Source organism: Acididesulfobacillus acetoxydans, from assembly GCF_902729405.1.
In the GTDB taxonomy this organism is placed as follows: domain Bacteria; phylum Bacillota; class Desulfitobacteriia; order Desulfitobacteriales; family Desulfitobacteriaceae; genus Acididesulfobacillus; species Acididesulfobacillus acetoxydans.
This window is the reverse complement of sequence record NZ_LR746496.1, coordinates 1,036,210-1,063,156: the sequence shown is the minus strand read 5'-3', so window position 1 is coordinate 1,063,156 and position 26,947 is coordinate 1,036,210. Positions and strand designations below refer to the sequence as shown.

Below are 26,947 nucleotides of genomic sequence, written 5' to 3'. Positions count from 1 at the left end.
ATGGAGAAACGGATCAGCCTGTGCATGGTCGTCAAAGATGAAGCCAAATACCTCGGCCGTTGTCTGCGCAGCGTGCAAGGCAGCGTGCATGAGGTGATTGTCGTGGACACAGGCTCGACGGACGCCACCCGAGAAATCGCCGAGGCCTTCGGCGCGCGGGTCAAAAGTTTTGCTTGGAACGACGATTTCAGTGCCGCCCGCAATGCCTCCCTCGAAGAGGCGACCGGGGATTGGATACTTTTTCTCGATGCGGATGAGGAATTGTCCCCCGCCGGAAACCAGGTTTTGCAGAGGCTTACCGCCGGGGCGGAGCCGGAAGGGTACGAAGGCTGCTTTGTCAAAATTGTGAATCACCTGGGCAGCGAAGGCCAGTCTGAGACCTGCCCCGATTTGGTCTTCCGCCTTTTCCGCCGCCGCCCGGACTATCGTTTTCGGGGAGCCATCCATGAGCAGATTGCCGATGTCATCCTGGAGCGCAATCCCCGGGCCAAATTTAAAGTAGCGGAAGGGATTGAAATCGCGCACTACGGCTACTTGGATGAGCGCGTTAAGGAAAAGGACAAAAAGAAACGCAACCTGGTTTTAATCGAACGGGAGCTCCGCCGGGCGGGAGACGACCGTTTGCTCAGATATCACTACGGGGTTGAGCTGTTCCGGGCGGAAAGATACGCCGAAGCCGCGCAGGAATTGACGCAGGCGGCCGCGGGTATCGATCCGAACAGCATCTATCTGCCCAAACTCCTGCGCTATGTTGTCATGTCCCGGCAAAACGCGGGGCAGCCCGAACAGGCTCTCGAGGCGGCCGTTTTAGCCCTGCGCTTTTTCCCGGATTACGCCGACCTCTACTACTACGCGGGACTCATCTGCCTGGATTTGAAATCTTACGGCAGAGCTCAGGAGTTTCTGGAAAAGGCCTCCTCTATGCCCGAGCAGCCTGCCCAATACGCTTCATTCCCCGGAGTTCGCGGCTTTCGCTGTTTCTATCACCTGGCGCTCCTTGCCGAAACCTACCTGGACGAGGAGTTGGCCTTAAAATACTATCTGGCCGCTCTGCAGGACAATTCCGCCTTCACCGCGGCTTTGGAAGCAATTCTGCGCATACTCCGGCCGCAACAGGAGCCGGACTATGCCAGAGCCTGTCTGAACAAAATCTTCCTCCTGGAAAACGCACAGGCCAGACAGAAAATGGCGGATGTATGCTTCCGGCAGAATGCGTATCATTTGGCCTTGCTCTACTGGGAAGAAGCGGATGCCCTCAACGAAGGCACGAGCGCACACACGGCACCCGAGGGCACCGAGTACTGGCTCCGGCGGGCCATCTGCCTGATTCAGGATGAACGTTTCTTAGAAGCACTCAAAATCCTTACGGTTTTCCCCCCGGAAAACTCCCTTTATCCTTTGGCCAAGGTCAATATGCTCTTCACCTACCGGCTCGTGGGCAAAGTCCGGAAAGTTCGTTCCGCCCTGGCCGAACTCCGCCTGGCCGGGCTGACTGAGGACTCGGCCAAAGTTCTCAGCCTGCTTTCCCTGCCGGAAGGAGAAGGGAAATTTCCGCCCGACCCGAGCAGAAAGGGGGGAATCGTTCCGGACCCCGACGGCATCGAACTTCTCTCTCAGATCGTCTGCCGTTTGCTCGCCCTGAACCGCCCCCGCCTTGCCGCCTCTATCCTGGCCCGGATCGAACCCGGGACACTGGCCCGGCAGGGGCTGAACTTGGCCCGCATGTTTTTGGCGTACGGATTTCGGATTAAGGCGGAATATCTCCTCCAGCATTACCTGGCCGGAAAACCTGACGGTGCAAGCGCGGAAGCCTATTTTCTGCTAGGAGAAATTTACCGGGAAACGGACCGTTTTGCCGAGGCCGAAGGATCTTACCGTCAGGCCCTGGCCCGGGACCCTTCCCAGCCCAAATACTGGCTGCGCTTGGAAAGTCTGTATGTAAGTCATCAGCAAGAGCTGGGCAAACTGTCTGAGCAAAGGAGCGTCGCCCCTTCATGACCCAAAATCATAAAATCAGCCTCATCATGATTGTGAAAAACGAAGAATCCCATCTCGCCGCCTGTCTGGAAAGCGCCAAGGACTGCGTGGACGAAATCGTCATCGTCGACACCGGGTCCGCCGACGCGACTTTGACAATCGCCCGCTCCTACACGGACCGGATCTATTTCTATCCTTGGAACGAAGATTTTAGCGCCGCCCGTAATTTTGCCCTCGACCGGGCGGACGGGGACTGGATTTTGTCCTTGGATGCCGATGAAGAACTCGTTTTTCCGGGAGGCGATCCCGGTGAAGCCCTGCACAATTTGGCGGCCCGGGACGAGCGAGTGGAAGCCTACCTTCTCCCCCTGGAAAACTCCACATCCGCTTACGAAATCAACCGCTTCCATGTCCTGAGATTTTTCCGTCACCATGCCCGCTACCGCTACATCGGCAAAATTCACGAACAAATAACCGTATCCGCTCCCGGAGTCACCGGGATCAGCACGGCGCCCGTGATTTCCCACAAACTTCTCTCCGGCCGGGATCGAAACCGCAAACGCGGCCGTAACCTTTTGATCCTGCAAAACAGCCTCAGGCAGGAACCGGACAACTATTTCCTCCACTACTATTTGGGGGTCGAGTGGCTGATGCTGGCCCAGCCGCAGCGGGCCCTCCCCTTCTTGCAGGGGGCTTATGAACATTTGTCTGATGACCATCTGCTCTTCCGCGCCCCGGCTTTCCGCTATCTTATCCTCGCCTTGCAGGCCCTGGGCCGTCTTGACGAAGGGATCTGCCTTTGCCAGGAGGCCGCGCGGCGCTATCCCGAATTCACCGATGTTTTTTATCTCGGCGGCATACTGCTGGAAGAAAAGCAGTATTACGTTCCCGCCGCTGCCTGGTTCACAGCCGCCCTCGAGTGCGGTGAACCCCCTGCCCTCTTCAGCCACCTCAAAGGAGCCGGGAGTTTTCTGGCCCGTTATCACCTGGGGCACTGTCAAACTCTCGTGGGACAGGAAAGTGACGCTCTCCGGTCTTATGAACAGGCCTTGCGCGACAACCCCCGCTATCACTACCCGATTTATGCCCTGGTGCAGCTCCTCATCAAAGCGGACGGGGCCGCCTCGGCCCTGAGCCAGCTGCTGGAACGCAAGCTTTTGCTGATTGCCCACCCCGAGTCCGGCCGAATCAACCCCGCGCTGCCCCTGGCCGCCGCGGATTGTTTCTTTGTGTCCGGGCATCCCGATCTGGCCCTCCTCTGTTTGGTAGAAGGATTTCCCCACCCATCTCAGCCGGAGAGTTCTCCGGAGGCAACTTCGGTCGCACCCGGCCCGGAAGTCCTTTTTTGCCAAGCCAGATACACCCTTTTCTCCGGCAATGTCCGTTCCGGACTCGAGAGCTTGGAGGCTCTTGACACAAACAATCCATACGCGGCTCAAATTCGAATTTACCGGACCATCGCCCACCTTCTCTTGGGGCAGTTCCCCCCGGCCAAAGCCCAGACCTCAGCTTTGTGGCGAGACCCCGCGACCCGCCCCCAGGCCTACCTTCTTCACCTGATACTGCAGCTTATGGAAAAGGGATTTGCCGGGCAGGACACTCTTTTCAACCTGCCCGGAGCGAAAATCCGCGGGGTTGACCTGTGGCCGCTCTGCCTTAACCTTCTTAACGAGGCCGGTTGCTTTTTGCCCGTCCCTGCGGAAACCACGCTCATTTCCCGCTACGTTCGCTCCCTGGAGCACCTGGCTGGAAATCTCACCCCCGGGGGATATCCAAAACTTCGGCAGTTTTACCGGCACAAGGCAGAGACCATCAAGAACGGTTGCGAGACTAGGTTCGGAAAGGTGGAAAGCAGATGACGAACCAACCCACGCCGAGCGGCACGAACAGTAGCCTTAACCCCAGCCCTAACCTCAGCCCTAGCCTTAGCCCTAACCTTAGCCTTAGCCCTAACCTGAACCCAGACCTGAACCCTAACTCTAAGCCTAACTCTAAGCCTAACCCTAGCCTTTGCCTTTGCCTGATCACCCGGGATGAAGAACAGTCTTTACCGGTTTGCCTAGCCGGTGTCCGCGAGCTTGTCGCAGAGATTGTCGTCGTGGACACCGGCTCCCGGGATGAAACCGTTGAAATCGCCGCCGCTGCCGGCGCCCGGGTCTTTCGCTTTCCCTGGAACGGGGATTTCAGTTCAGCCAGAAACTACGCCCTGGCTCAGGTCCGTTCCGACTGGGTTCTGGTCCTTGACGCCGATGAAAGACTGCAGGCGGTGGAACCGAAAACCTTGCGGGACCTCCTGGAAGACGGGCAAGTGGATGGATATTACCTCGAGATCCAAAACAGACTGGCCCCCGGATTGGTCTCTCGCGACAGAGTGGTACGCCTCTTTCGCAACAAACCCTGCTATCGTTTTCGCGGGGCTATCCACGAGCAAATCACACCCTCCATTCTGGAATATGGAGGAAAGGAACGTTTGGCCTGCGCTCCCTTTGTGCTCCTGCATGAGGGTTATACCCCCGAAAGGATTAAAGCCAGACGCAAATCGGATCGCAATATCGAAATTCTGGAACGCGAGCTCCGCTCTAAGCCCGATGATCCGTTTCTCCTTTATTGCCTTGGCCTCGAACGCTATCAAAACAATCAAGTCCGCGAAGGGCTGGCTCATTTGGAAAACGCCCTGGTCCGGATGCCCGGGGGTGAAGGGTATCTTGAAGATGCGGTCCTTTACACCGCCTTTGGCTATTTTTACCTCGGCTGCCGGGAGAAACTGGAGAGCTTCATCGCCCGGGCCCTGCTCATGTTTCCCGAACATCCGGAGCTCCTCTTGCTCAGGAACCTTAGCCTTCTCCATCCGGGCGGGGACCGCCCCCCGGGAGAGCCGCCGGCTTCGTAACCGCAAGCCCGTCCGCCCCCTCCCGGTGAAGGGGGCTCGCTCTGTTCTTGCCCCAGGCGCCAGCCCATCCGCCCCTTCCCGCTCGCGCAAGCCCGTCCTTGAAAGAAAGGGGACCTTATGATGACCGCCAAAATCCTTTTGGCCAGCCCGGTGAAACAGAAGGAACGGATCCTCGCCGAGTTTCTGGAGTCCGTGGAGAACCTGGACACCCAGGATTGCCAACTCGAATTCGCTTTCATCGATGATGGCAACAGTCATGATTTGCTCACCCGCTTTGCCGGTCGGAACAAAGCAACCCGCCTCTTCCGGCCCGGCAAGGATTGCATGGACCTAAGCTTCTCTAAGGCCAAGGAAGATCCCCCCTTCCCCGCGGCAGAGCGGGGTTCCACCCTCCCCGCGCCAAAACGAGACTCAACCCCTCCCGCGGCGGAGCCTGACTCCGCTCCTCACGCGACAGAGCGGGACCGTACCGGCGACCGTCCCTCTCCCCCGGAAGACGACCGTTATCTTTGTGACGAAGAAACCCACCACTGGCGCCGGGATCTAATCCGCAAAGTTGCGCATTACAAGGACTTCCTGATTGATCTCGCCGTCAGAGAGGCCTATGACCACCTTTTCCTGGTCGACTCAGACCTCTACCTTCACCCGCAGACTCTCCGCCATCTCGTCTCCCTGGGTAAGAACATCGTCTCCGAGGTCTTTTGGACACGGTGGCAGCCGGACATGCCACCCCTGCCCCAGGTCTGGGTCAGCGACGAATACACTCTTTACAAAAGCACCCCCGGTGAAGGCGTTCTCAGCCAAGAGGAAATCACCCGGCGCACGGGCCGTTTTATTTCTCTGCTATCTCGTCCCGGCACCTATAAAGTAGGCGGGCTGGGAGCCTGCACCCTAATCAGCCGGGAAGCTTTGTCACGCGGAGTTTCGTTCCGGCAGATTTATAATCTCTCCTTTCTGGGAGAGGACAGGCATTTTTGTGTTCGGGCGGCCGCCTTAGGCCTGGAACTTTACGCTGACACCCATTTCCCGCCCTTTCATTTTTATCGGGAGAGCGATGGGCCGGACCTTCTCCAATACAAAGAACGGCTGATAAAGCACGGGGAAAGTGAACCCGCCGAAGAAATCGGAAAAGAGAAAGACACAAAAGGGCAACCCGCAGAGAAGAAGCCCTGCGGGGAACTCCCGTCCAAGGCGCCCGGATCAGCAGCGCCGGAGCGGCCTCGGCTCACACTTGCCATGCTCGTTCGCAACGAGGCCGACCGTTATCTGAGCCAAGTCCTCAGACAGGCGAGCCAATACATTAACTCGGCCGTCATCCTGGATGACGCCAGCGAGGACTGCAGCGCGGAAATTTGCCGTCGGGAACTGGCTGACCTGCCCCTAACCCTAGTGTCCAATCCGGAGCCCGGGTTCCAAAATGAGATCAACTTGCGCAAGCAGCTGTGGAACCTGGCCTGTGAAACTTCACCCGAATGGATCCTCATTCTGGACGCAGATGAGATCTTCGAGGAGAAGGCAGCGGCATCCCTGCGCGGACTTCTCACCGATCCGGAGGCCTTTTTCTTTGCCTTCCGGCTCTACGACATGTGGGCCGAAGGCTTTTACCGTGAGGACACTTACTGGAACGCCCACCACACTTACCGGCCGTTCCTGGTTCGATATCAAGCCGGATTATCCTATCAATGGCGCGAGACTCCTCAGCATTGCGGGCGGTTTCCCCTAACCGTCCTAGAGTTCCCGGGAAAACGAAGCGACCTCAGGGTGAAGCATCTGGGCTGGCAAAGGCCATCCGACCGTTTGCGCAAATACGAGCGCTACAAAAAACTTGATCCGCTGGCAGCCCACGGAGTGGCCGGACAATATGAATCCATCCTCGATCCCAAGCCGCATCTGCTGCCCTGGCATGGCTGACATCCTCCGCGGATAAAGCCATGGGAGGAAAGCCGGCTGGCTGCAAGTGAGCCTGCTCTTTGTTTCCAACCGCATCCGCCAAATGATCATGAAACCCGGAACCTCCCGTCCGTTCACCCTGTCGCCTGAAGTCGCCCGCAGCCGGGGAGAGACCCGAGCGACAGGGATTTGAGATGCCTGGTTTAGCTTAAGTTTGTGCCTGGAACCAGACCCTGAGCGGAGTTGTCGTCGGTGCGCTGAATCTTACACGGTTAAAACGCACGAAATATGTCGGAGTCAAGATGGCCAGCGTGCCGGGTGCGATTTCATGCTCCGCTCCGTCCGCGCTCCAAACCCCGCCGTCAGGACTTACTTCCAACTGCACCTTGGCGCTGGACTGGCCGTCATTGGTCACGGCAAAACTGAAAACACTGAACGGCGATATGTCCTGGGCGGCGCTCACCTGGGGACCGGCCTGAGCCGACAGACTCTGCAGACTTTGCCGGAATCTGTGCTCCGCCAGTTGAACTTGCAGCGAACCGTCGGGCGTTCCGTTGAGAGCCCCGCCGCTGCTGCCATATATGCGCACACCGTCACGGGAAGGGGTCAAGGCCCGAATGTCACCGGTAATGGTGGCTTCAACCTCCACCGGGATCGGCACAGGACTGACCATCCGCACCGGGACCGGTTTTTGAATCTGCCCGATGCTCTCCACATGCCGAACGTAAATCTGGCCTTTCTCATCCAACTTCAAGGCCCGCAGAGGATAAAGGCGGAAGGCCGCGACTTGGTGGATGATGAGGTCCCCCTCGCCCAAGATAGCGATTTCCAAACGCAAACCTCCGATTCCCGCCTCTGTCGCGAAGACCTTCGTGAAGACCTGAGGCTTTTCCCCCGGGCTCAGAGGAAAGACTTTTACCCCCCGCGCCCCCAGATAGATCTTAGCATAGCAGGGCACCCCCGGCGGAGACGTCTGCAGCTGCACCTGCAGCTCCCAGCGCTGGGAATCTCCGGCCTGCACAGGAACATCGAAACCCTGCTCTATTCCGGCCGCCCTGGTGCCGCAGGGGTGACTGATGACGACGGCACGGGGACCCTGAGGGGACCCCGTCCAAGTCCAGGATGTGGACGTGTCTCCACCCGTTCTTCGCCAGCCGTCCGGAAAATCCGTATAATTTTCCCCCGCCAGGAGAAAATCTCCATTATACACCTGGTTTACCAAATCCATAGCAACCCCACCCTACCCGGACACTCTCGCCGTCACCCATCCGCCCCGGTCGCGAACCTTAACGTCCCTGCCCGCCATAACCCGTGGCGGCCGCTGTCCCCGCGCCGGTCCCTCTGCGCCTCGCCGGGGCGCGGCCGCTCCCGAAGGCAGCCGGTACCTCTACAGCCCCTAAACCAACCGTGGCAGGCACCGCTATGCTCCCCGCGCCGACCGCAGCATCTGCCGCCACTGCCCCTGTGGCGGCCCCCACAGACACAGGCTGCCTGCCCCCGGTCCCTATGTCGTCCGCCGTGTACGCCGTTGCGGCTTTTATGCCGAACGCCGCAGACACCGCTGCAGCCCCGCGCCGCCGGACGGCTGGTCTTTCCCCTGCCTCAGCCGCGCCCCACCGTCACCGGTAATAACACATGTACCCGCTCCGGCAAAGTCCAGGCACTCCTTTAAGCTCCTTGGCCCTTTCTCTCAGCTCACTCTCGGAACACCCGGCCTCCAACAAGTCCAGGGTCTTCCTCACCAGTTTGACGCCGGCGGCCTTTTTCCGCAAAGAGGCCTCCCTCCCGACAATTTTCAGGGAGGCGATCCCCAACGCCTGGAGTGCGGGTAAGGCACAAAGCCCGCACATTCCCAGAGGATAACCCCCCGGTCCCGGAAAGCCCCCGAAGTTCTTAATTCCCAGCCAAAGCCACCTCTTGTATTCGTCAACATTTTGTTGGAAAGTCTCCCCGCCGGCCGGCAGCCGGGACACTTTGTTCCCGCCCGCTGAAATTTCCCGCAGCTTATAGGACCAGGCGGGATTGTGGCAGAAGGCTCCGCCGAAAGCGTGACTGACATGACAAAACCCTTCTTCAAAAACGCAGCCGTCATTGAGAATAAACACTTCAAATTCCAAATCCCTCTCAGAAGCTTCAATCATCTTGTGCAGGACCTGTAAATCCAGATAACGGGGAAAGATAATTCGTTGCGCCCCGAGAGAACGAAAGAAACCGATGGAGGAGCTATTAAGCACGGACGCCAAGCTGCTGACATGGATCACGGCTGCGGGTTCTTTTTCTTTCACTCTCCTTATCAAGCCCGGATCTGCCATAATCAACGCGTCCACGCCGATCGACAGGGTATCCCGGACAAAGGAAATAAGGTCAGGGTAGAGCGCTTTCACGTATCCGGGTTGGTTCATAGTCAAAAAGACCTTGGTTTCCTTGCGGTGGGCTAGGGCCACAATTTTCTCCAACTCTTCCGAGTCAGCCAGGTTAGCCTTGCCCGGACCGCGCCGGTTAAGCCAAATATTCTCACCATGTTCTTTGCCCCAGGCTGCCGGACTCAGGCCGCAGTACAATTCCCGGGCACCGCTTTCAATTAAGGGAAGAGCCTCGGACAATGAACTGACAGGTGCCAGGATCTTCACATGAGTTCCCCCTTTACTCCGTTCCCCTTAAAGTCACCGTACCCCATCCGCAGATTTCACCGCAACCACCGTCCCCCTGCCGCCTATCCCAACTATCCTTGCCCCCTGAGCTCTGTCATTTCATCGCCCAACCGTCCCCTCTGCCGCCATTTCTTTTCCGTCAAGCAGGCAGCGTTCATCTTTTCACCGTAACCACTATCTCCCCGCCGCAGGTATCCGGAGCCGTTACCACCCGCAACAGGACTATTGCACCGAGATCATTGCCCCCCACCGCTGGGGGCCGGCCCTTGCTAAATCGGCTCCGGCTGGAAGACAATGCGATTAACACCTGTTCTTGCCGCCTCTTCCAACCCTTTGGCCAAAAAATCCTCTCTCTGCAAATAAAAAACTGTGTTCCCTTTTTGAACAATACGCCAATCCCTGCTCTTGCGTACCTGGCCGGAAGGATCGGACATTTCCAGCCAGTAGAAACGGCATTTGCGGTCGCAGGCTTGCCTGGAAGTCTTAAATTTCTCCTCCTTCTCCATCCCCCAAGCATTCATCAGGCAAATTCGCCCCGTCGTGATCACTGCCAGGGGCACGTAGAGTGAGGAGCGGTAGCCCCAATCCGGCAGATGCGGATCCAGTCCTTGAGGGGGATAGTCCAGCTCTATCCGCCTGACTTTAAATTCTTCAAGCAGAGTTTGCATAGCCGGACCGGCTAAGTAACTCATTTGAAAAGGAGTTGAAACTTCCCCTTTGCCCAGCCGGTAACCGCTCAGGCGTGGGTCACGCAGGATTTTGTTCATAAGTCGGCCCAACACCGGAACCAAAGTCGGGAATTTCCGGCTTAACAGGTAGAGGAGGCCCCAGTCGTTCACCACCACTTCCGCTCGGGGAGCGAGCCGGACCAGCCTCTCCAAAAGTTCTTCGCTGCGGGCCAACGCCGTTTCCGTCACATAAGGGGTCACCAGTGTAAAGGCCAGACCGGCAGCATGCGCCGCCGCCAGCACCTCTTCCAGTTCCCCAGCCGCCGGGAGGGCCTTCTCGCAAAACTCTTGGCCAAAATACAAACGGGAAAAACGCACCGGACCCAGCACCTTTTCCATGACCGCCCGCACATGGGCCACGGGCGTCAAGGCACTCTCAGCCCACGGATCATCCAGCCGCTTCAGGTTTATTCCCTGCGGTATAGCCAGAGCCCATTCCACCGCCCACACCTCGCTTTCGGTGCAAGCCGCCGATCAGGGCCGGCGAGTTCGCCGGGCCCGCCGCGGCTTCGCAATATCTTATGCCGACTGCTTGAAAGCGGTTTCTCCGTTACCGGACTTTTCCCTGTTTGCCTGTCAAAAAGCAGCCAATTCGTTCGCTGCTTGAATATAAATACAATAGGTATGATGTCAACCGGAAAGGAGGGGTTCACCTTGAGTGAAACAGATACCCCCGGCACAGTCAATGAGGAAGGGAAGGATCCCTTGGCCGAAGAGGATGCCATCCCTGCCATGCAGTGGTGCGAGCCGGCGCCGGCCGGCTTTGACTGGATCAGATACACTAAGGTGACCTTAACCTTGGTCAGCCTGATCATCCTTCTGGTTTTGGCCACTGTCATCGTGGGCCTGCAAAGTTGGAACCCCGGCCCCCTGGCCGGGTGGATGCAACGGTTGATATCTTTCAGACTCCTAAAGTGAACGCATATACTCTTCGCGTAAACGTGTCATCTTCTTTCCGCGCAAACCGCTGCTCTGAGAAGGCTGATCCCGGCAGGAGTAAGGCCCGAGACTATGGAAAACAGCCGCCGGATTGGGGCCGGCTGACCCCGGTACCCGTGAGCCCTGAACTTCGCCCGATACTTTGCTAACCCTTACTTTCTCTTTTGCCAAGAAGGGAAAGCGGACAGGCGCGTCGAATTAAAGCTTGCCCGGGTTGGGATTGAGATTTGGCGCTAAGGACATTCAGCCGGAAAAAGACAGGCACGGCGGCAGGAGTACTTAGGGGGGTAGATATGCGACCGGACAGCAAACAAAAGGTCCTCTTGGCTCTCTATACGGAATATCAAAAGGATCTTCCCGAGTTTACCCGCCTCGATCACGAGGCTCTCGGACTTTCCCGGGATGTGTTCAATTATGCGCTGAAAAAGCTCCTCGACGAAGAGTTCATAGAGAACGCCCACCTCATCTGGGGAGAAGACAGATCCATACCTTTAGGGGTTGTCTTAGACGTGGTAAAATTGACACCCAACGGAATACGCTATATTGAAGAACTTTTCGCGCTGAACCGGACACTCCCGGGCCGGGACAAGGTCAGAGCCATTCTTACGGCCGCCGGGGACTGGGACGGCGAACCTCTTCTCGCTTGGATTCAAGAGATCTTCAGAGAACTTTAAGGCGGTCTCCCCCGAGCTTCACGCCCGGTAAATGTCGGGTTTGGCTCAATTTATCGTTCCCTACCATAAATTTACTCGCGAGATGTATTGACCAACCATGGCCTTCCATGGTAAATTTCTTTTATACAAAGAATTTGTTTTTCCGACATTAGCGCAATCTTTTTTGATCCCCGGACGCGGGGATTACTTTTTTACCTTAATCATCTGCGGGAAGAGCCCCACCCCGACAAAATTTCTGACATATACCAAATTAGGCCGAAAATCCGCCTTCAGCGAAGTCTGGCGCCCGATTGGTTCTCTTTCCAGGATTTTCTTCTATTGACCCTGAGGCTTGTTCATGGTAAATTGATTTCAAAAGCACCTTTGGAATTAAGGCAATTGCGCAACACTCTTTAAACTCCCGGACGCGGGAGTTCTTTTTTTGAGCACGCAAACTGCGGTCAAGAAAACTGAGCCGGTGCCTTGATCGTCAAGCGAGCTTCCGGTTGAATCAGGGCTTAGGTTAAATCAGGGTTTGAGTCATCGGATAAATCAGGGCTGACGCAAGTTTTCCCATCCCGCGTAAGCTTTATCTTTGCGGCAGGACAAAAAAAGAACCGGCAAAGGTGCGCGGTTCTTTTCTTCGCCGGCCGGACTGGAAGGATTGCTTCCGGATGGAGCCTATTTCCCGGGTTTAATCAGCATGCCGTTATTGAAATGATTCATGGAACCCACAAGGTCAATTACGGCTGCAATCTCCACGATTTGTTCATCCGTGAAGCCCGCTTCATGCAGTTGATTGCCGTATTGGGTAATGCACATCTCACAATTGTTGAGGACGGATACGGCGAAGGCAACCGCTAATTTCGTCTTTTGATCCAATACCTCGGACCCCATGACGGTTTGCATTTTCCCCAGAACCATCTTCAAGTAAGCGGGATGATTGGCCATGGCGCGCATGGGAAGCGGAACATCCCCTAACTGCTCCTTGAGTTGGGCAAACATCTGCCGGACCTCCGGAGTGGCTTCCGCGTCGGGAATAGCTCTCACAGTTGGCATAACTTTTTCCTCCTTTTTCTCAACTCAGAATAGTAACCCCCCCTACCGGGTTAGTATACAATGTTTTCAGGTTTATATCCAGCGGGATGCAAAGGGCCTTAAACAAATTTTTAGCGTGCTTTTGAGCAATGGCTATCACGCCGGGTAAAAGTGTCTCCATCGGATCCTCTTGTCACAACGGCCGCCCTGGCGATGTTGCCGGCAGCGGGTGTGGAGTGTTCCTGCTGGGACCTGTCGGTATATTTCTCCATCCCGGGATCGGCAAAAGACACCGCGTGGGGTATTCCTATTGGGCCCTGTTAGCCTCGGCGGTAGCTCTCCACTGCTGACGAGCCAAATTCAGGATTCCCCTCTCATGGGAACGATTGGGATGCTCGGCGATTTTGGCAAAATAGGCTATGGCTTGCGGATATTGCCCCAAACGGCGGTGCAGTTCCCCCGCCAAATACAAAACCTTCATTTCCGACAGAGGCGTTCCGCCAAAATCAGAGTGCCTGTAAGAATCCTCCAGTTGCGCCAAAGCTAAACGCAAGAACCTTACCTCCTCCTCACTCCTCTCCTCCCGGTAGAGCCAAGCCAGGCGCAGACAGATCTCCCCTTGAATCGCATGCTTTTCACCTTTAAGGGCCGCGGAATAGATCGCCAGCTTGTAGGACTCAATCACTTGTTTGAGGTCCCTTATCCGACCAAAATCGCGGCGCTCCCATTTAGCGCTGATCTGTTTTCTGATTTCTTCCTTGGCTTGCGGCGGGAAATCGTCCGTGAAATCTTGGCTGAAAGCAAACCCGCACTCGGGGCAAACGCTGATATGATAATGATTTGGGTTCAAACCCCCCGCTTCGTAATGTGGGCAAAAATCACTGTCGATAGTCTGTGGGGTCGCGCGGCGGGAACGCACCTTCATTGTTTTAAATCGATGGTCGCAGAGCGGACAAGTTACGCTTTGCGCGTACATGGCCGGCCTTGGTTCCTTAGTAGGCACTGACAATTCATCCCCCTCTTTAATCGTACCCAAAGTATACCGGCCACAGTGCCGAGAATTTGCGCCTCTATCTGTCTCCGGTCCGTATTTTCCTAGAGATTCGACACGAAGGGGCCAGATCCTGCCCTCGGCCGGTGCGCGGCGGGTAAAAAGCCAGTCATTCGCTGGTGCCGTGAATAATTCTTACGCCATTCTGCATACTAATTTCAGCAATACCGAAGGAGGTCCTTGCCTGTGCCGGAAACAGAATTTCGCCTCACACCTCATGAGACACTTGAACTGCACGAGCTCTTGGGAAATAGGATTACCATGTTGAAAAAGCTCAATGTCAGCAAGACAAGCGTTCGCAATTCAGCCTTAACCGGTTTTATCGATGATGCCATCGACCGGAAAACCGTGGAGATCCGGGAAATCCAGGACTTCTTGGACAAACGCTCCCCGGACACAATGCAGTAAGATAAGGGGGCAAAATTATGGGTTGGTTTAATGAACTCTTCGGCGACGAAGGCACAAAATTCACGGATTCGGATGTCGCGCTTGATATGCTCAAAGACTCCAAGTGCGCGTTAGGGGCTTTGGCCGGCGCCATTGCGGAAGCCGGCACTCCGGAATTGAGGCAGATTTTAAAAAACGACTTAACCGCAGCCCTTAAAATGCACTTTCGCCTCAGCGACCTCTGCATCAATAATGATTGGTATGAGCCCAACCTAAGTCCCGCAGAACAGTTAAAAAGGGATTACACGAATTCGACCCATCTGACTCATCAACATCAGGGAGGCTAAAAGAAGTGAGACAGCAGTCAACACTGGCGCCCCATGAAATATTGGAGCTTCACGAAATCTTGGGTTCAGAGATGATTTGCACCAAAAAAATGGAGTCCGGTTTGAGCGCCATTCAGGATCAGGAACTCTCCGCTTTTGTCCAGGACACGGTCAATGCCAAAAAGCAGCAAATACGGGACATCCAACAGTTCGTAAATTCCAATCAGATCATCCAGTAGGGGGTAAACACAATGCCGAATACGCCCATGATGGACAAGGATTATGCGCTGGATATGTTGAAGGACTCAAAGCTCGCCTTGCATTCGTTGACCATGGCGCTGGCCGAATCCACCAATCCGCTCCTGCGCGAAACCCTGATCAATGTGCTGAATGCCTCTGTCGACCGCCACTTCAGATTAGCCGACATCGCCGTAAACAAAGGCTGGTATGCCCAACCAAACCTTGCTCCTTTGGATCTGCTGAAACAGGACCTGACGGAATCCCAAAGCCTGACGTCGTAAAGCCATTTGCATGCTTCACGCTAAATAAGAATGCGAACCTTCAACCTTGGGATTGCAGTACTTCCAACTATTGGCGCACCCGAACCCTGTCACGAGACAAATCCTAACCTCATATTCTCTTAGTGAGTTGCGGCATTTCTGACTTCTCGATTCTTCAGCCTCTATGTGTGGGCCGCGAAGCCACCCACTGCTCTCGATCCTCTGTCGAGTGCCGCAATCCGGTCAGGGGCCTCCGCCCCCGGCCTTTTTATTCGTATTGGAGCAAAGATAATTACAGTATCCAATGACGGCCAAAGGCTGAGTCCGCCCCCACCGAAGCAGAGTATGGGGAACCACTCCCACTTGCACAAGTGGGAATCTTACGATTAGATTAGGCTTTCTACGGGGGTCGAGTCGAACGACCGGACACCGACAGCCCTTTACCCTACTGTCATCCGCACAACCGGTTCAGCGGGCTGTTTCGTGCCGCGCACCTGTGCTGTTCACCGGCTTGCGATAGACAATGGTCCCGTCGATCATTGTCAGGAGCACCTTTGAGTTAATATCCAGGGGAGGCCCGTCAAAGACAACCAGGTCCGCGTCCAGACCGGGTTCAATTTTTCCCACCCTGTGATCACACTCCAGGATTTCCGCCGGGTGTATGGTCACACTCCTCATCGCCTCGAGGGGAGATAGTCCCTCCGCAACGGCCAAAGCCGCGATAGTCCTTAGCTGGTCGATCGAGTTATAAGGATGGTCCGTAATAAGTGCGACCTTGATGCCTGCTTCCGCCAATCTCACTACGGAACCGTAGTTGCGCTTGCGCAGTTCCATTTTGATACGGGGTGTCAGCATCGGTCCGAAAGCCACCGGGATATTCCTTTCTTTCAAGTACTCTTTGACGATGTCCGCCTCTGTGCCGTGTTCAATGACCAGCTTTTTAATACCGAACTCTTCGGCGATGCGGATCGCCGTTACTATATCGTCTGCCCGGTGAGCATGCGCCCTTAAAGAAATTTCTCCGGTCAATACCGGAATGACAGCCTCGAGCTGCATCTCGCGTCTTCTGATCCTCCCTCTCGCTTTTAGCTCCATGTAATCCTGAGTGCGGAGAAAGAGTTCACGTACCAAGGCCGCCGTAGCCATCCGGGTTACAGGGCATCTTTTGTCCTGTCCGTAAGTAGTAATGGGATTTTCCCCCAAAGCGATCTTTAGCCCAACCGGATGGCGTAAAAGCATTTTGTCAATGATCGTCCCATAAGTCTTGAGGGCCAAACTCTGACCGCCCACGACATTGTCACTCCCCGGCCCGCTCATCACTGTCGTTATCCCGGATTTGACCGCGTCCTGAAACGCGATGTCGACCGGATTCACCGCGTCGATGCCTCTTAGCCCGGGAGTAACCGGGTTCGATATCTCGTTATTGTCAACCCCTATTTTTCCGGTGGCTTCCTCGATAATTCCCAAATGGGTGTGGCAATCAATGAGCCCCGGCAGGACATAAGCCCCTCCCAGGTCTATATAGGTACCCCCTGGCGCCGTCTCCCCCGGAGCGGGGGCCGACACAAGCTTGCCTTCCCTGACCCATATATCCTTCTCTTCAATTCGTCCGGAAGTGACATCTACCACCAAAGCGTCCCTCAGGACCAGCGAAGACATTGAGTCCACCCCCTATCTGAGTCTACCCCGCATAGCGTATAGAGGTATCCACCCCCCAGACCCTGCTCAATCCTTATCCCCTCCCGGCTCCCTCGGGATTTCGTTCCTGCCGTCGGACGTCCCCGGCTTCCGTAATCATGTTAGTGGTACCACAAACGGGCGGATATTATGCCCCGTCCAGCCAAATCCCTGAACAATCTCGCTCTTAAAAATTTCCAAGAAGGATTTTACGGTTTTTTGCCTAATTAATTAGTATGGAGGTGATCGTTATGGAGGAATTCTTATGCTTTCCAGTTACTCCCGAGGAAAAGCGCAGGTTTCAGAAAGCCTGTTCTTCCCTAAATCTCAAAGTAGAGGAGTGGTTTCGTAGGGCGTTGGTCGAAAGTGAACTGAATGTGGCGATGCGGGATTTCCCTGATCCGGATATAAGCGACAGGTCCTCGAAGAATCCGTCTAAACCCCCCAAGAAAAAAGATAAAGACAGTTAGGAACGGGCGCTCACGGTTCCGGGCATTATAGTTATAGTTCACAAATCCGATGGTTGACGAGGACCGGAAAATGAAGTAAAATAACATTCGTCCGGTAAACGCCGATGTGGCTCAGCGGTAGAGCAGCTCACTCGTAATGAGCAGGTCGTCAGTTCGATTCTGACCATCGGCTCCATAAGAAATCAAGCACCGCAAGGGTTTGCGGTGCTTTTGGTTTATGTAGCAGAAGGCGCTTTTGGGGTGAACGTTGCAACAGCGTTGCAACCCGACTTTTTAGTTGCAACGCTGCTCCAAATGTCCCTCGGGGTGGTGGTACACGCAGACGAATTTCTGAGTCCCGCCTACGTTTTGCGAAAATCTTTCTACCCTAAATGGGATTCTCCCAATTTCCGTCTACTTTTTCCGTCAAGACACAAAAATGTGGCAGGTACCTATTTTACGTACCCACCAGGAGTTCCCGCTTAACTCGGTCCAGACAAGATGCCTTTCTGCGCCCTGTGCCCAACGGTGCTAGTGCTATGCTAGCTGGCCGGGGTGACAGAATCGTAACCCGCCGCAAGCCCAGAAGTTGTTCACCCAAATGCCGATCTTGGCTTCCCGTTGTGCTTTCGAGGTCTCCTCTTTTTGCGGAGAACAGGTATATACGGTTACTCATCCTCTTCGTATGTTACCGCTTCGCTCGTCACGTCCTTCGTGCCACCGCCAAAATATTCGCCACGTGATTCCAGCCAGTCGATGAAGTCGTCGAGCCATTGATCATGGCTCAGGTCGGTTTCCACGCAGCCGTTAATCTCGATGAGCGTTTGTTTTTTCATTTTGCGGTTGCCTCCCCTCCCCTTCTCTTTCTTGTACACTTCTTCCAGAGGCACGTCGGGCACCACTGCCAGCTTCGCGAGAAATGCAATACTGCCCGGCTTCCCGCGCTCCAGATCACAGATGTGATTCGCGGTTGTCCCGACCAGTTTAGCCAGTTCTGCCTAGGAAAGGCCCTTCTCCCCACGTAGTCGTGCCAATAATTGACCGACGCTGTCCATAAGCTTCTTGGATTCCTTCCCCGATGTTCTATTATCGCCCGCGCAGAATCCACTGGGCATGAGTCACGAGGACCACGTCATATGCCGGCACCGCAACAACCAGCAGCCGAGAAACTAATGCGTGCGGCCTGTTTCCTATCCGACACAGCAGGACCCCCAGGAGGACCGGCAGTGCCAGCTTGACCGCCGTGAACGCGACGGCGTTTTGGTCGATCAACCATCGCATCAAGGGATTGTCCTCCTCGATTGCGCCAAGACGAAGCCCCCAGAGTGTTAGCACACCGTCAAGAAGGGTGGGAACGGCCAGGGCTGCTGGGAGTAGCAGGGATTTTCTGTTGTGGGGTGGAGAGAAGTCCATATTACTACTATCCCATCCATAAGAACTTTCGTCACATTCTCGCCGGGTCGGACTAAGTCCGGCCCGTTTTGTTAACTTTTAAATGTTTATTGAATGGTTCACTGAACATTTACAAAATCCTAACATTGTCAATGAATACACTCTGCGGGCTGTGAGCAACTACCTTAACAAAGCTCGTGTAACTATACTTTGTACTGACTTTGCAGAAGCCCTGAAAGGTACACGCCAAGATTCCTTTGTCTATTTCGACCCTCCCTATGATCCCGTTTCTCAGACGGCAAGTTTCACCGGATATGATAAAGGCGGCTTCGATCGAAACGAGCAGCTCCGTCTTAAAGAAACGTGTGACAATTAACATAAAAAAGGTGTCAAATTTCTCCTCTCCAATTCGGCGACTGACTTTATTAAGGATCTGTACAAAGATTATCATCTTGAAATTATTCAGGCCAAACGAGCCGTCAACTCGAAACCTGACAAAAGAGGAGAAATCGACGAAGTGCTGGTAAGAAGTTATCAGTGACGTAAAGAATTCAAAGGCCAACGAATTCTACGCTCCTGTTAATCATCCCGTCCCCGGTTCTCTGTGCAGAGGTCATCCATCCAGCCCTCGTCATAGCTTGATCCGGCGCCCTTGTATGGCACGGCACGAGGTTTGCCCATTTTATATAGTTTGCACGACTTGGGCCCGTAGCAAAAGCTCTCGAATCGGTACTTCTTGCTCACACCCCAGTCATATTCAATCTCGACCGCCGACATCGTTGCCCAAGCACATTGAAAGCATTTGCCTTTGTAACTGCCGGCACTCAGCATTCTTGCGCCACGCCATTCATAGGTTGCCAGGTCGGGTGGCTCTATCACATACGGCGGCGGTGTGGTTTCGGCTTGTTCTGCCTTCTTTGTGATTTTCAGGCCCCCGGCGCGGTAGTAATCGGCATAGTCGCTCACATCATACATTTTCGTCCACGCTGTACCTTGGGCCTCATCGCCAATGCGAAAGACAAGTTTTTTCTGTTGCTTTTCCGAGATGGCCACAGAAAACCGGGCCTTAATCCCCTGCGCTTCGCCGTCAAGGAAAAGATTGTAGCCGCAATGATAGTGGGTGCGATTATCCAATCTATACCGCCACACGGTCGTACGCGGCTGGATAGACACTATCGTGCCTCGCCATTCAATTTTCTCTGGTTCGTTAACCGTCATTTTCGTATCCTCATTTTTAGCTTAATCAGGTCATAATTCTTTTAATTATATGGTCTATTTCGGAAATTATCAAATCCTCGCTTTCGACAGTCCGCAGGGCCGTTGCGAAAAAGCTAATCCTTTCGTACGACGACGAAAGGGTTAAGCTTGTACTGATTCAGGCAATATGTTACCATGTAAACAGGGATTTATTGGCAGAGGGAGGCTTTTTATGAGTAAAACCGCAGAACGTGGGGAGCAAAAAGTTACGTATCAGGAATATCTGAGATGGCCTGAAGAAGAACGCTGGGAACTCATCGACGGATTGGCCTACAACATGACCCCAGCCCCGACACGTTTGCATCAACTCATCTCCCGCCAGCTGCTTACACTTTTCAACAATTATCTTGCGGGTAAACCGTGCGAAGTTTACCATGCACCTTTTGACGTGCGCCTGCCTCAACCGCAAGAAAGCGATAACCAGACTTCTACCGTAGTCCAACCCGATATCGCAGTGATCTGTGATAAGGCTAAACTGGATAACCTCGGCTGCAAGGGAAGCCCTGACCTCGTCGTTGAAATCGTGTCCCCGTCAACATTTCAGAAAGACGTTAAGGCCAAGTTTAACCTTTATGAAAGAGTCGGCGTACGCGAATATTGGATTGTCTATCCAGACCCGAAAACCATCAGCGTCTTTCGCCTTAGCCCTGAGGGTAGATACGGCAGGCCGGAAATCTACGCCGAAACAGATTCACTGACGGTCGGTATCTTTCCCGATCTGACCATGGACTTACATGAAGTGTTTCCTCTGGAGATTTAAGTTTCTTCTGTCTTCGAAAGTTGCACAAAAATTCGAACCAGGGGGAGGAAACAGCAGCCCCATCGCTCAAAATAGCGTCAAGCCCGGTACAACATACTTTCCTCTGACATCAATTGCTTCTACTTCGCCATATCTCGGCGCGGGAGTAACCCCGTCAGCCAAATTGGCAATTGGCAATTACCCCAGCCGCCATGACCACTATTTGCACTTATTTGCACTTACTTGCCTCTGCCCGGACTTACGGCTACGGACTAAACGCTGAATGGCCAAGGCGATCAGCCCAATCAGGAGCAAACCCACAAAGGCGGACAAAAGGTAACCCAAAGCTTGCTGCCAGAACGTATGGTCATATCCGGCAATACCGTAGTCTTTGAGTAAGGCGTGTCTCCAGAAATCACCGAATTTTTGCATCCCGGCGGGAACAAATCCTAATGTGGACTTGATGTCTTCCAAACTCCCTTCTCCCCAGGCAGTTCCCGAAGCCAAAAGCCCCAGAGGAGTGAAGACGGCGATGACCAGCAAGCCAATAACATACTTCCGCACCCGTAATGCCGGGCTTGTGCTTTCCCGATTATTTCTCAGCTCCAACAAGGCCGGATTAGAACGCTGCAAATAGGCAAGGACCAAAGTGGTAACCACAGCCTCCACCGGCCCGGCTATCGTCGCATGCGCAAAAAGCATGGCCGGTACGGCCACATTCAAGCCATAAGGGCTATAAAGAGGAGTCCCGTTGGCGGTATGGAAAAGAAGCGGTTGCAAGCCAAATTCTGTTCCGGCACTAACAGCCGCGACGCACAGGCCAATATAGCCGCCGATGGCGGCACCCACTAAACGGCGTTTTGAGGAAATCACGCTCTTACCGGCGATTAAACTGTAAATGGCGTAACTCAGGAACGGCAGCACAATGGCCATGTTAAATATGTTTGCCCCCAAAGCCAAAATGCCCCCGTCCCCAAAAAAGATCGCCTGTATCACCAAGGCGATAGATACGCCGATGGCCGCTGTCCAAGGGCCGAACAGAACGGCCAGCAATGAGCCCCCCACCGCGTGTGCTGTCGTCCCATCGGGTATAGGAACATTGAACATCATCAGCGTGAAGCAAAAGGCCGCGCCCACAGACAGCAGGGGAATGTTCCTGGCACTCAGTGTTTTAGAGGTCTTCTTAGCCGCGATACCCAGGACAGAGGCGCTCACAATCCCCATCAGCGCGTCTGTTTGCGGACTCAAGTATCCGTCCGGAATATGCATTGATTAGTCCCTCCTTTATTGGTTAACCAATTTTCTTGCTGCCGAATCGTGTCTTCAATAGAAATTACCCATATCTTTCCCTCCCTAAAAAAGGAAAAGACCATAGAGTGACCCGTGATTAGGTCAGACCTCCATGGCCTTTTTCCGATCTTTTAATTCTGGAAACCAGCTGACTTTGAGCCAGATTTTTAGCCTTCGCCCAAGGCATTGTCGGCCGGCAAGCTATGTTTCAGAGTTTCGGCCTCGGTGATACAGTCCACCGGACTGTATCGTGGCACGAGCCAAGTTTTCTTCAGGTATCCTTACGTTTCTTTAATTAGCTATTCGACACGGAAATAAAAATACCTTCTTGATATCTTGATATTAAGAATATTTTTGACGCATCCATGGCTGTAGTTCCGGCGTTACTCGGCAAAACCAATAGTGAACTCGTTTGGTTAAAGCTGAATATCGAGACTTCGGCGGGGGAGTCTACCCCCACCGAAGCGGGGTACGTGGGGCCCACTCCCACTTGGAGAAGTAGGAGTCTTGCGTTTTGGATAAACCGGATATACGTTGTCGCCGGCAGGAAATTTCCACCCACAATTCCCCCGATTCTTGCAAGATTTTCTTGAGCTGGTAAAATAGATCGAAGAAGAGACTCGGTTGGGCCACAGGGGCGCGGTTACGGCACACCGGAAACTATGGGCTGAGACGGGGTTTTCCGGCAAAACCGCCAATCCCGTGCGCCGGTTTGGAAACAGGCCTGCCTGGGCATGTTCGGGCACTTCGGCCGCAATATTTATGTCACTCGGAAGATGGGAGCGAGATCATGGAGCTTCTTAACGTTGGGCTTGATGTGGGTTCGACAACGGCCAAACTGGTCGTTTTGGCGGACGGTCGCATCACCCACAAAAAGTATCTCAGGCATTTGTCCGGTTTGAAAGAGGCGGTCATCGCCTTGCTCGAAGAATGCCGGCCGTTACTGGCCGACCGGCTCCTCACCATGACGGTTACAGGTTCCGGAGGATTACCCTTTGCTCAGACTTTAAACGTTCCCTTCGTCCAGGAGGTGATTGCCTGTACCGAGGCTGTCAAGCAATACATACCGGAAACCGATGTAGCCATTGAATTAGGCGGGGAAGACGCCAAAATCACTTATTTTGATCAGTCCCTGGAGCAGAGGATGAACGGCACGTGTGCCGGCGGAACCGGTGCCTTTATCGACCAGATGGCCGCCTTATTGCAAACGGATGCCGCCGGGCTGAATGAACTGGCCCGGCACTATAAAACTCTCTATCCCATTGCCTCCCGCTGCGGCGTCTTTGCCAAGACCGATATCCAGCCTCTGTTAAACGAAGGCGCGGCTCCCGAAGATATTGCCGCCTCTGTTTTTCAGGCAGTTGTCAACCAAACCATAGGAGGGTTAGCCCAAGGGCGGCCGATCAAGGGTAAAGTCGCTTTCTTGGGAGGGCCGCTGCATTTTCTGCCTGAACTGCGCCAAAGATTTCGCCAAACACTCGTTCTTGAGCCTGAGCAATACCTCCATCCGGAGGACTCCCAGTTCTTTGTCGCTTTGGGAGCCGCTTTATCCTCCGTCAAAGAAAGCCCTCTCTCAGGGCCGGCACTTTATGAAAGGGCCGTTCTTCTTCCTCATATGGAACGCCAGGGTGACGCCCCCCTCACGCCTTTGTTCACGGGCGCAGAGGACTATGCCCGCTTCCGGGCACGGCATGCCAGGCACACGGTGCCCAAACGCGACCTTACTCTTCATCAGGGAAAAACTTTTCTGGGCATTGACGCCGGCTCAACCACGACAAAAGTGGCTTTGATCGATGATGAGGGACGGCTTCTCTATTCCTATTACGGGAACAATAAAGGCAAGCCCTTGGAAACCACGGTTGAGGCCCTGCAAGAGTTATACGCCAAACTACCCCCAAAGGCCTGGATAGCGAATTCAGTGGTAACAGGATACGGAGAACCGTACATTCAAGCCGCCTTAAAAGTCGACCTGGGGGAAATCGAAACCGTTGCCCATTACAAAGCGGCCAATTTCTTCCTGCCCGGAGTGGACTTTGTCCTGGACATAGGCGGTCAGGACATGAAGTGCCTGGTCATCAAAGAGGGAGTGATCGATTCCATTCTCCTTAATGAAGCCTGTTCCTCAGGCTGCGGTTCCTTCATCGAAACCTTCGCCACCTCCTTGCAGCTGGAGGTGAACGATTTCGCCGGCAAAGGAATTCGGGCCCAACGACCCGTCGATCTGGGAACCCGCTGTACTGTCTTTATGAATTCGAAAGTGAGGCAGGTGCAAAAAGAAGGGGCCGAAGTCGAGGATATCTCGGCCGGTCTGGCCCTATCGGTAATCAAAAACGCCCTCTTTAAAATTATCCGTTTCCGCAGCGCGGATGACCTGGGGCAAAAGATCGTTGCCCAGGGGGGGACCTTCTATAACGATGCGGTACTCCGGGCCTTGGAAATGATTACAGGCCGGGAGGTCGTCCGCCCGGACATTTCCGGGATCATGGGAGCGTTCGGAGCGGCCCTCATCGCCAGGGAACATGATCAAGAGGGCCACAGCAGCACCCTCCTCCCGGCGGATGCCTTGGAACACCTGCATAACGAAACCGAGTTCCGCCGCTGCGAGTTCTGCGGCAACCATTGCCGGCTTACAGTGCATCACTTTAACGATGGCCGCTCCTTCATTTCCGGTAACCGCTGCGAAAGAGGATTAGGGCTGCAAAAAGAAAACAACCCCCTTCCCAATCTCTATGCCTATAAATATCGGCGCGTTTTCAATTATCGGCCTCTGAAAGAAGAAGACGCCCGTCGCGGCAGCATCGGCTTGCCCAGGGCTTTGAACATGTATGACGATTATCCTTTCTGGTTTACGCTCTTTACGGAATTGGGCTATCGCGTTATCCTCTCCGGCCGCTCCAGCCAGACACTGTATGCGCTGGGAATGGAAAGTATTTCGTCCGATTCCGTCTGTTATCCGGCCAAACTGGTACACGGGCATATCGCGGACCTGGTTCAGAAGGGTCTCAAAACCATCTTCTACCCTTCCATCCCTTTCAATATTGCGGAGGACCCTCAGGCCGGCAACCATTATAATTGCCCGATTGTCACCTCTTATCCGGAAACCATCGGGGCCAACATGGAAATCCTCGGGGAGCAGGGCGTTAAATTCTATCATCCTTTTTTGCCTCTGGACAGCCCCCACCATATGGCGAAACGGCTGGCCGCAGCCCTGGCTCCGGAGGGGCTGCCCTTGGCGGAGATCCGGCCGGCGGTGCAAAAAGCCTATGCTGAACTGTCCCGTTATCGGGAAGATGTGCGAAAACAAGGAAAAGAGGCCTTGCGCTTCATGCGCGAACATCACCGGAGGGGAATTGTCCTGGCGGGCCGGCCTTATCACATCGATCCGGAACTTCATCACGGTATCCCGGATATGCTGCAATCCTACGGGTTTGCCGTGCTCTCGGAGGACTCCGTGCGGGATTTGGCGGTTGTGGAAAGGCCCCTGCAGATGATCGACCAGTGGGTTTATGACTCCCGTCTTTATGCGGCGGCCACTTTAGTGGCGCAAGAGCCGGATTTGGAACTGATCCAGTTAAACTCTTTCGGTTGCGGCCTTGATTCCATCACTTCTGAGCAAGTGCGGGAAATCCTGCGCCGTTACGGGAAGATTTATACGACCATAAAAATCGACGACATCAATAACTTGGGCGGGGCCCGGATCCGGGTTCGTTCTCTCATCGCCTCGATCTATGAGCGGGACAAAAAAGGGTTTATTCCCCGGCGAAAATATCAGAGTCCGGGCCGGGTGCTCTTCACGACCGCCATGAAGGAACAGCACACCATCCTCGCCCCCCAGATGTCCCCAGTCCACTTCCAGTTCCTAAAAACCGCCTTCACCAATGCCGGGTACCGGATCGAACTGCTGCCTGATGCCGATCAAGCCGCAGTGGATGAAGGGCTGCGTTTTGTCAACAATGACGCTTGTTATCCGGCCATTTTGGTCGTCGGCCAGGTCATGAAAGCCTTGCGCAGCGGCAGCTATGATCCGGAACAGACATCGGTCATCGTCAGTCAGACCGGTGGCGGCTGCCGGGCCACCAATTATATTGCCTATTTGCGCAAGGCCTTGCGCGACGCCGGCCTGGGGCATATACCGGTGATTTCATTGAATACGGCCGGTCTGGAACCGAATCCCGGCTTTCAATTAACCCGTTCTCTGTTTGACGAGATCATGCAGGCCTTAGTCTACGGCGACCTCTTGATGCGCGTTCTGCACCGGGTACGGCCTTATGAACAAGTGCCCGGATCCGCCGACACCCTGTATGACTATTGGGTGGAAGAGTGCCAAAACTCTCTGCAAAAACGGGACCGAAAAGCCTTTAACCGGAACGTTGAAGGGATCGTCCGGCAGTTTGACCGGCTGCCCCTGGATGAAACCAAGGCGAAACCGAGGGTGGGAATTGTGGGCGAGATTATGGTGAAATACTACCCGGCCGCTAACAACAATCTCGTCCAGATGTTGGAAGAAGAGGGAGCGGAAGTGATCGTCCCGGACCTCATAGATTTTCTTCTCTACAATGCCATGGACAGCCAATATCAATACCAGTTTCTGGCCGGCCCTCTTTCCGGCGTCCTCTCGTCCCGCCTGGCCGTGGGAATTATTGAATGGTACCGGCGGGCCATGAAAAAAGCCTTGCGGCACAGCCGGCGCTTTCAACCCCCGCTTGCCATCGGGGAATTTGCCCAGGCTGCCCAGAAACACCTGTCCCTGGCCAATCAAACCGGAGAGGGCTGGTTCCTGACCGGGGAAATGGAGGAACTTCTCCACAGCGGAACCAACAATATCCTCTGCATACAGCCCTTTGCCTGCTTGCCCAATCATGTCATAGGCCGGGGAATGCTCCGGGAGTTGAAAAAGCACTATCCGGGGGCCAATATATCGTTTATCGATTACGACTCGGGAGCCAGTGCCGTCAACCAGTTCAACCGGATCAAGCTGATGCTGACGGTGGCTAAAGAAGCGGTTGAATCAGGCTGAAAAATGGCCCTTTCGTCATAGGCAGCTGCCTAAAATAAATCCTATCCGGCTACTCGCGCTTGCAACAAAGTCGGGAATGGAGAGGGGAAAAAGAGC

General features: G+C 54.5%; 24 protein-coding genes and 1 tRNA gene. 14 read left to right on the top strand and 11 right to left on the bottom strand.

The window, feature by feature from the left end; all coding sequences use genetic code 11:
• The 4 genes from MNU25_RS04740 (at nt 1) to MNU25_RS04725 (ending at nt 6,778) form a co-directional block, all read left to right on the top strand.
• Nucleotides 1-1,998, top strand: coding sequence for a TPR domain-containing glycosyltransferase (locus tag MNU25_RS04740; RefSeq protein ID WP_240984013.1), 1,998 nt, complete (start codon nt 1-3; stop codon nt 1,996-1,998).
• On the top strand, nt 1,995-3,836 hold the full coding sequence (locus MNU25_RS04735) for a glycosyltransferase (RefSeq protein ID WP_240984012.1): 1,842 nt from the start codon (nt 1,995-1,997) through the stop codon (nt 3,834-3,836). The genes MNU25_RS04740 and MNU25_RS04735 overlap by 4 nt, the downstream gene beginning before the upstream one ends.
• Nucleotides 3,833-4,867 (top strand): glycosyltransferase family 2 protein, encoded by a 1,035-nt coding sequence (locus tag MNU25_RS04730; protein WP_240984011.1) that lies wholly within the window; start codon nt 3,833-3,835, stop codon nt 4,865-4,867. Before MNU25_RS04735 ends, MNU25_RS04730 begins: the two co-directional genes overlap by 4 nt.
• A 117-nt stretch (nt 4,868-4,984) precedes the next feature.
• Nucleotides 4,985-6,778: a glycosyltransferase family protein gene (locus MNU25_RS04725; protein ID WP_306425014.1), complete on the top strand. Its 1,794-nt coding sequence runs from the start codon at nt 4,985-4,987 to the stop codon at nt 6,776-6,778.
• Between the two features lie 187 nt (nt 6,779-6,965).
• Here the strand turns inward: MNU25_RS04725 and MNU25_RS04720 are convergent, their stop codons facing one another.
• The 4 genes from MNU25_RS04720 to MNU25_RS04705 all read right to left on the bottom strand — a co-directional run bounded on the left by MNU25_RS04720 (nt 6,966) and on the right by MNU25_RS04705 (nt 10,577).
• The gene (locus MNU25_RS04720; RefSeq protein WP_240984010.1) at nt 6,966-7,985 is read right to left on the bottom strand and encodes a DUF6385 domain-containing protein; all 1,020 of its coding nucleotides are present in this window, start codon (nt 7,983-7,985) and stop codon (nt 6,966-6,968) included.
• 58 nt (nt 7,986-8,043) lie between these two features.
• The gene (locus MNU25_RS04715; RefSeq protein WP_240984009.1) at nt 8,044-8,316 is read right to left on the bottom strand and encodes a hypothetical protein; all 273 of its coding nucleotides are present in this window, start codon (nt 8,314-8,316) and stop codon (nt 8,044-8,046) included.
• Between the two features lie 60 nt (nt 8,317-8,376).
• Nucleotides 8,377-9,387 carry a peptidase U32 family protein gene (locus tag MNU25_RS04710; RefSeq protein ID WP_240984008.1) on the bottom strand — a complete coding sequence of 337 codons (1,011 nt, stop codon included), beginning with the start codon at nt 9,385-9,387 and terminating at the stop codon, nt 8,377-8,379.
• A gap of 290 nt (nt 9,388-9,677) precedes the next feature.
• On the bottom strand, nt 9,678-10,577 hold the full coding sequence (locus MNU25_RS04705; protein ID WP_240984007.1) for a hypothetical protein: 900 nt from the start codon (nt 10,575-10,577) through the stop codon (nt 9,678-9,680).
• Nucleotides 10,578-10,790: 213 nt separating this feature from the next.
• Here MNU25_RS04705 and MNU25_RS04700 point away from each other — a divergent pair, with 213 nt between their 5' ends.
• Nucleotides 10,791-11,054 carry a hypothetical protein gene (locus MNU25_RS04700; RefSeq protein ID WP_240984006.1) on the top strand — a complete coding sequence of 88 codons (264 nt, stop codon included), beginning with the start codon at nt 10,791-10,793 and terminating at the stop codon, nt 11,052-11,054.
• Between the two features lie 314 nt (nt 11,055-11,368).
• Nucleotides 11,369-11,749 (top strand): YjcQ family protein, encoded by a 381-nt coding sequence (locus MNU25_RS04695; RefSeq protein ID WP_240984005.1) that lies wholly within the window; start codon nt 11,369-11,371, stop codon nt 11,747-11,749.
• A gap of 660 nt (nt 11,750-12,409) precedes the next feature.
• Here the strand turns inward: MNU25_RS04695 and MNU25_RS04690 are convergent.
• On the bottom strand, nt 12,410-12,787 hold the full coding sequence (locus tag MNU25_RS04690; protein WP_240984004.1) for a carboxymuconolactone decarboxylase family protein: 378 nt from the start codon (nt 12,785-12,787) through the stop codon (nt 12,410-12,412).
• Between the two features lie 286 nt (nt 12,788-13,073).
• Nucleotides 13,074-13,769 (bottom strand): DUF2225 domain-containing protein, encoded by a 696-nt coding sequence (locus tag MNU25_RS04685; RefSeq protein ID WP_240984003.1) that lies wholly within the window; start codon nt 13,767-13,769, stop codon nt 13,074-13,076.
• 234 nt (nt 13,770-14,003) lie between these two features.
• On the opposite strand from MNU25_RS04685, the gene MNU25_RS04680 reads away from it, so the two are divergent.
• Genes MNU25_RS04680 through MNU25_RS04665 form a run of 4 tightly spaced genes read left to right on the top strand, consistent with a single transcriptional unit; the run spans nt 14,004 to nt 15,051 of the window.
• Nucleotides 14,004-14,225 (top strand): hypothetical protein, encoded by a 222-nt coding sequence (locus tag MNU25_RS04680; protein ID WP_240984002.1) that lies wholly within the window; start codon nt 14,004-14,006, stop codon nt 14,223-14,225.
• A 17-nt stretch (nt 14,226-14,242) separates the two neighbouring features.
• The gene (locus tag MNU25_RS04675) at nt 14,243-14,551 is read left to right on the top strand and encodes a spore coat protein (protein WP_240984001.1); all 309 of its coding nucleotides are present in this window, start codon (nt 14,243-14,245) and stop codon (nt 14,549-14,551) included.
• Nucleotides 14,552-14,556: 5 nt separating this feature from the next.
• Nucleotides 14,557-14,769, top strand: a complete 213-nt coding sequence (locus MNU25_RS04670; protein ID WP_240984000.1) for a hypothetical protein — start codon at nt 14,557-14,559, stop codon at nt 14,767-14,769.
• 12 nt (nt 14,770-14,781) lie between these two features.
• A complete protein-coding gene (locus tag MNU25_RS04665) occupies nt 14,782-15,051 on the top strand; it encodes a spore coat protein (protein WP_240983999.1) in 270 nt (89 codons plus the stop codon).
• 447 nt (nt 15,052-15,498) lie between these two features.
• Here MNU25_RS04665 and MNU25_RS04660 read toward each other — a convergent pair whose 3' ends face one another.
• Complete coding sequence (locus MNU25_RS04660; protein WP_240983998.1) at nt 15,499-16,689, bottom strand: amidohydrolase; 1,191 nt, start codon at nt 16,687-16,689, stop codon at nt 15,499-15,501.
• Between the two features lie 588 nt (nt 16,690-17,277).
• Here MNU25_RS04660 and MNU25_RS04655 point away from each other — a divergent pair.
• A tRNA-Thr gene (locus MNU25_RS04655) sits at nt 17,278-17,352 on the top strand.
• 472 nt (nt 17,353-17,824) lie between these two features.
• Here MNU25_RS04655 and MNU25_RS04650 read toward each other — a convergent pair.
• Both MNU25_RS04650 and MNU25_RS04645 read right to left on the bottom strand, forming a co-directional pair.
• Nucleotides 17,825-17,992, bottom strand: a complete 168-nt coding sequence (locus MNU25_RS04650) for a hypothetical protein (RefSeq protein WP_240983997.1) — start codon at nt 17,990-17,992, stop codon at nt 17,825-17,827.
• Between the two features lie 250 nt (nt 17,993-18,242).
• Nucleotides 18,243-18,569, bottom strand: coding sequence for a DUF5658 family protein (locus MNU25_RS04645; RefSeq protein WP_240983996.1), 327 nt, complete (start codon nt 18,567-18,569; stop codon nt 18,243-18,245).
• A gap of 82 nt (nt 18,570-18,651) precedes the next feature.
• On the opposite strand from MNU25_RS04645, the gene MNU25_RS20260 reads away from it, so the two are divergent.
• Nucleotides 18,652-18,924, top strand: coding sequence for a DNA adenine methylase (locus MNU25_RS20260; RefSeq protein ID WP_338077718.1), 273 nt, complete (start codon nt 18,652-18,654; stop codon nt 18,922-18,924).
• 203 nt (nt 18,925-19,127) lie between these two features.
• On the opposite strand, the gene MNU25_RS04635 is transcribed toward MNU25_RS20260, so the two are convergent.
• A complete protein-coding gene (locus MNU25_RS04635; RefSeq protein WP_240983995.1) occupies nt 19,128-19,766 on the bottom strand; it encodes a hypothetical protein in 639 nt (212 codons plus the stop codon).
• Between the two features lie 211 nt (nt 19,767-19,977).
• Here MNU25_RS04635 and MNU25_RS04630 point away from each other — a divergent pair, with 211 nt between their 5' ends.
• Nucleotides 19,978-20,565 carry a Uma2 family endonuclease gene (locus MNU25_RS04630; protein WP_240983994.1) on the top strand — a complete coding sequence of 196 codons (588 nt, stop codon included), beginning with the start codon at nt 19,978-19,980 and terminating at the stop codon, nt 20,563-20,565.
• A 198-nt stretch (nt 20,566-20,763) separates the two neighbouring features.
• On the opposite strand, the gene cbiM is transcribed toward MNU25_RS04630, so the two are convergent.
• Nucleotides 20,764-21,813, bottom strand: a complete 1,050-nt coding sequence (gene cbiM / locus MNU25_RS04625) for a cobalt transporter CbiM (protein ID WP_240983993.1) — start codon at nt 21,811-21,813, stop codon at nt 20,764-20,766.
• A gap of 808 nt (nt 21,814-22,621) precedes the next feature.
• Between cbiM and MNU25_RS04620 the strand changes: the two genes are divergently transcribed.
• Nucleotides 22,622-26,851 carry a 2-hydroxyacyl-CoA dehydratase gene (locus MNU25_RS04620; RefSeq protein ID WP_240986727.1) on the top strand — a complete coding sequence of 1,410 codons (4,230 nt, stop codon included), beginning with the start codon at nt 22,622-22,624 and terminating at the stop codon, nt 26,849-26,851.
• Nucleotides 26,852-26,947 lie beyond the last annotated feature (96 nt).

Bases quoted from the DNA above. Each gene is read 5' to 3' on its own strand.
- MNU25_RS04635 (WP_240983995.1), bottom strand. From the start codon at position 19,766: ATGACGGTTAACGAACCAGAGAAAATTGAATGGCGAGGCACGATAGTG.
- MNU25_RS04720 (WP_240984010.1), bottom strand. From the start codon at position 7,985: ATGGATTTGGTAAACCAGGTGTATAATGGAGATTTTCTCCTGGCGGGG.
- MNU25_RS04650 (WP_240983997.1), bottom strand. From the start codon at position 17,992: ATGAAAAAACAAACGCTCATCGAGATTAACGGCTGCGTGGAAACCGAC.
- MNU25_RS04630 (WP_240983994.1), top strand. From the start codon at position 19,978: ATGAGTAAAACCGCAGAACGTGGGGAGCAAAAAGTTACGTATCAGGAA.
- MNU25_RS04730 (WP_240984011.1), top strand. From the start codon at position 3,833: ATGACGAACCAACCCACGCCGAGCGGCACGAACAGTAGCCTTAACCCC.
- MNU25_RS04690 (WP_240984004.1), bottom strand. From the start codon at position 12,787: ATGCCAACTGTGAGAGCTATTCCCGACGCGGAAGCCACTCCGGAGGTC.
- cbiM (WP_240983993.1), bottom strand. From the start codon at position 21,813: ATGCATATTCCGGACGGATACTTGAGTCCGCAAACAGACGCGCTGATG.
- MNU25_RS04660 (WP_240983998.1), bottom strand. From the start codon at position 16,689: ATGTCTTCGCTGGTCCTGAGGGACGCTTTGGTGGTAGATGTCACTTCC.
- MNU25_RS20260 (WP_338077718.1), top strand. From the start codon at position 18,652: ATGTTTATTGAATGGTTCACTGAACATTTACAAAATCCTAACATTGTC.
- MNU25_RS04740 (WP_240984013.1), top strand. From the start codon at position 1: ATGGAGAAACGGATCAGCCTGTGCATGGTCGTCAAAGATGAAGCCAAA.
- MNU25_RS04675 (WP_240984001.1), top strand. From the start codon at position 14,243: ATGGGTTGGTTTAATGAACTCTTCGGCGACGAAGGCACAAAATTCACG.
- MNU25_RS04695 (WP_240984005.1), top strand. From the start codon at position 11,369: ATGCGACCGGACAGCAAACAAAAGGTCCTCTTGGCTCTCTATACGGAA.
- MNU25_RS04645 (WP_240983996.1), bottom strand. From the start codon at position 18,569: ATGGACTTCTCTCCACCCCACAACAGAAAATCCCTGCTACTCCCAGCA.
- MNU25_RS04665 (WP_240983999.1), top strand. From the start codon at position 14,782: ATGCCGAATACGCCCATGATGGACAAGGATTATGCGCTGGATATGTTG.
- MNU25_RS04735 (WP_240984012.1), top strand. From the start codon at position 1,995: ATGACCCAAAATCATAAAATCAGCCTCATCATGATTGTGAAAAACGAA.
- MNU25_RS04725 (WP_306425014.1), top strand. From the start codon at position 4,985: ATGATGACCGCCAAAATCCTTTTGGCCAGCCCGGTGAAACAGAAGGAA.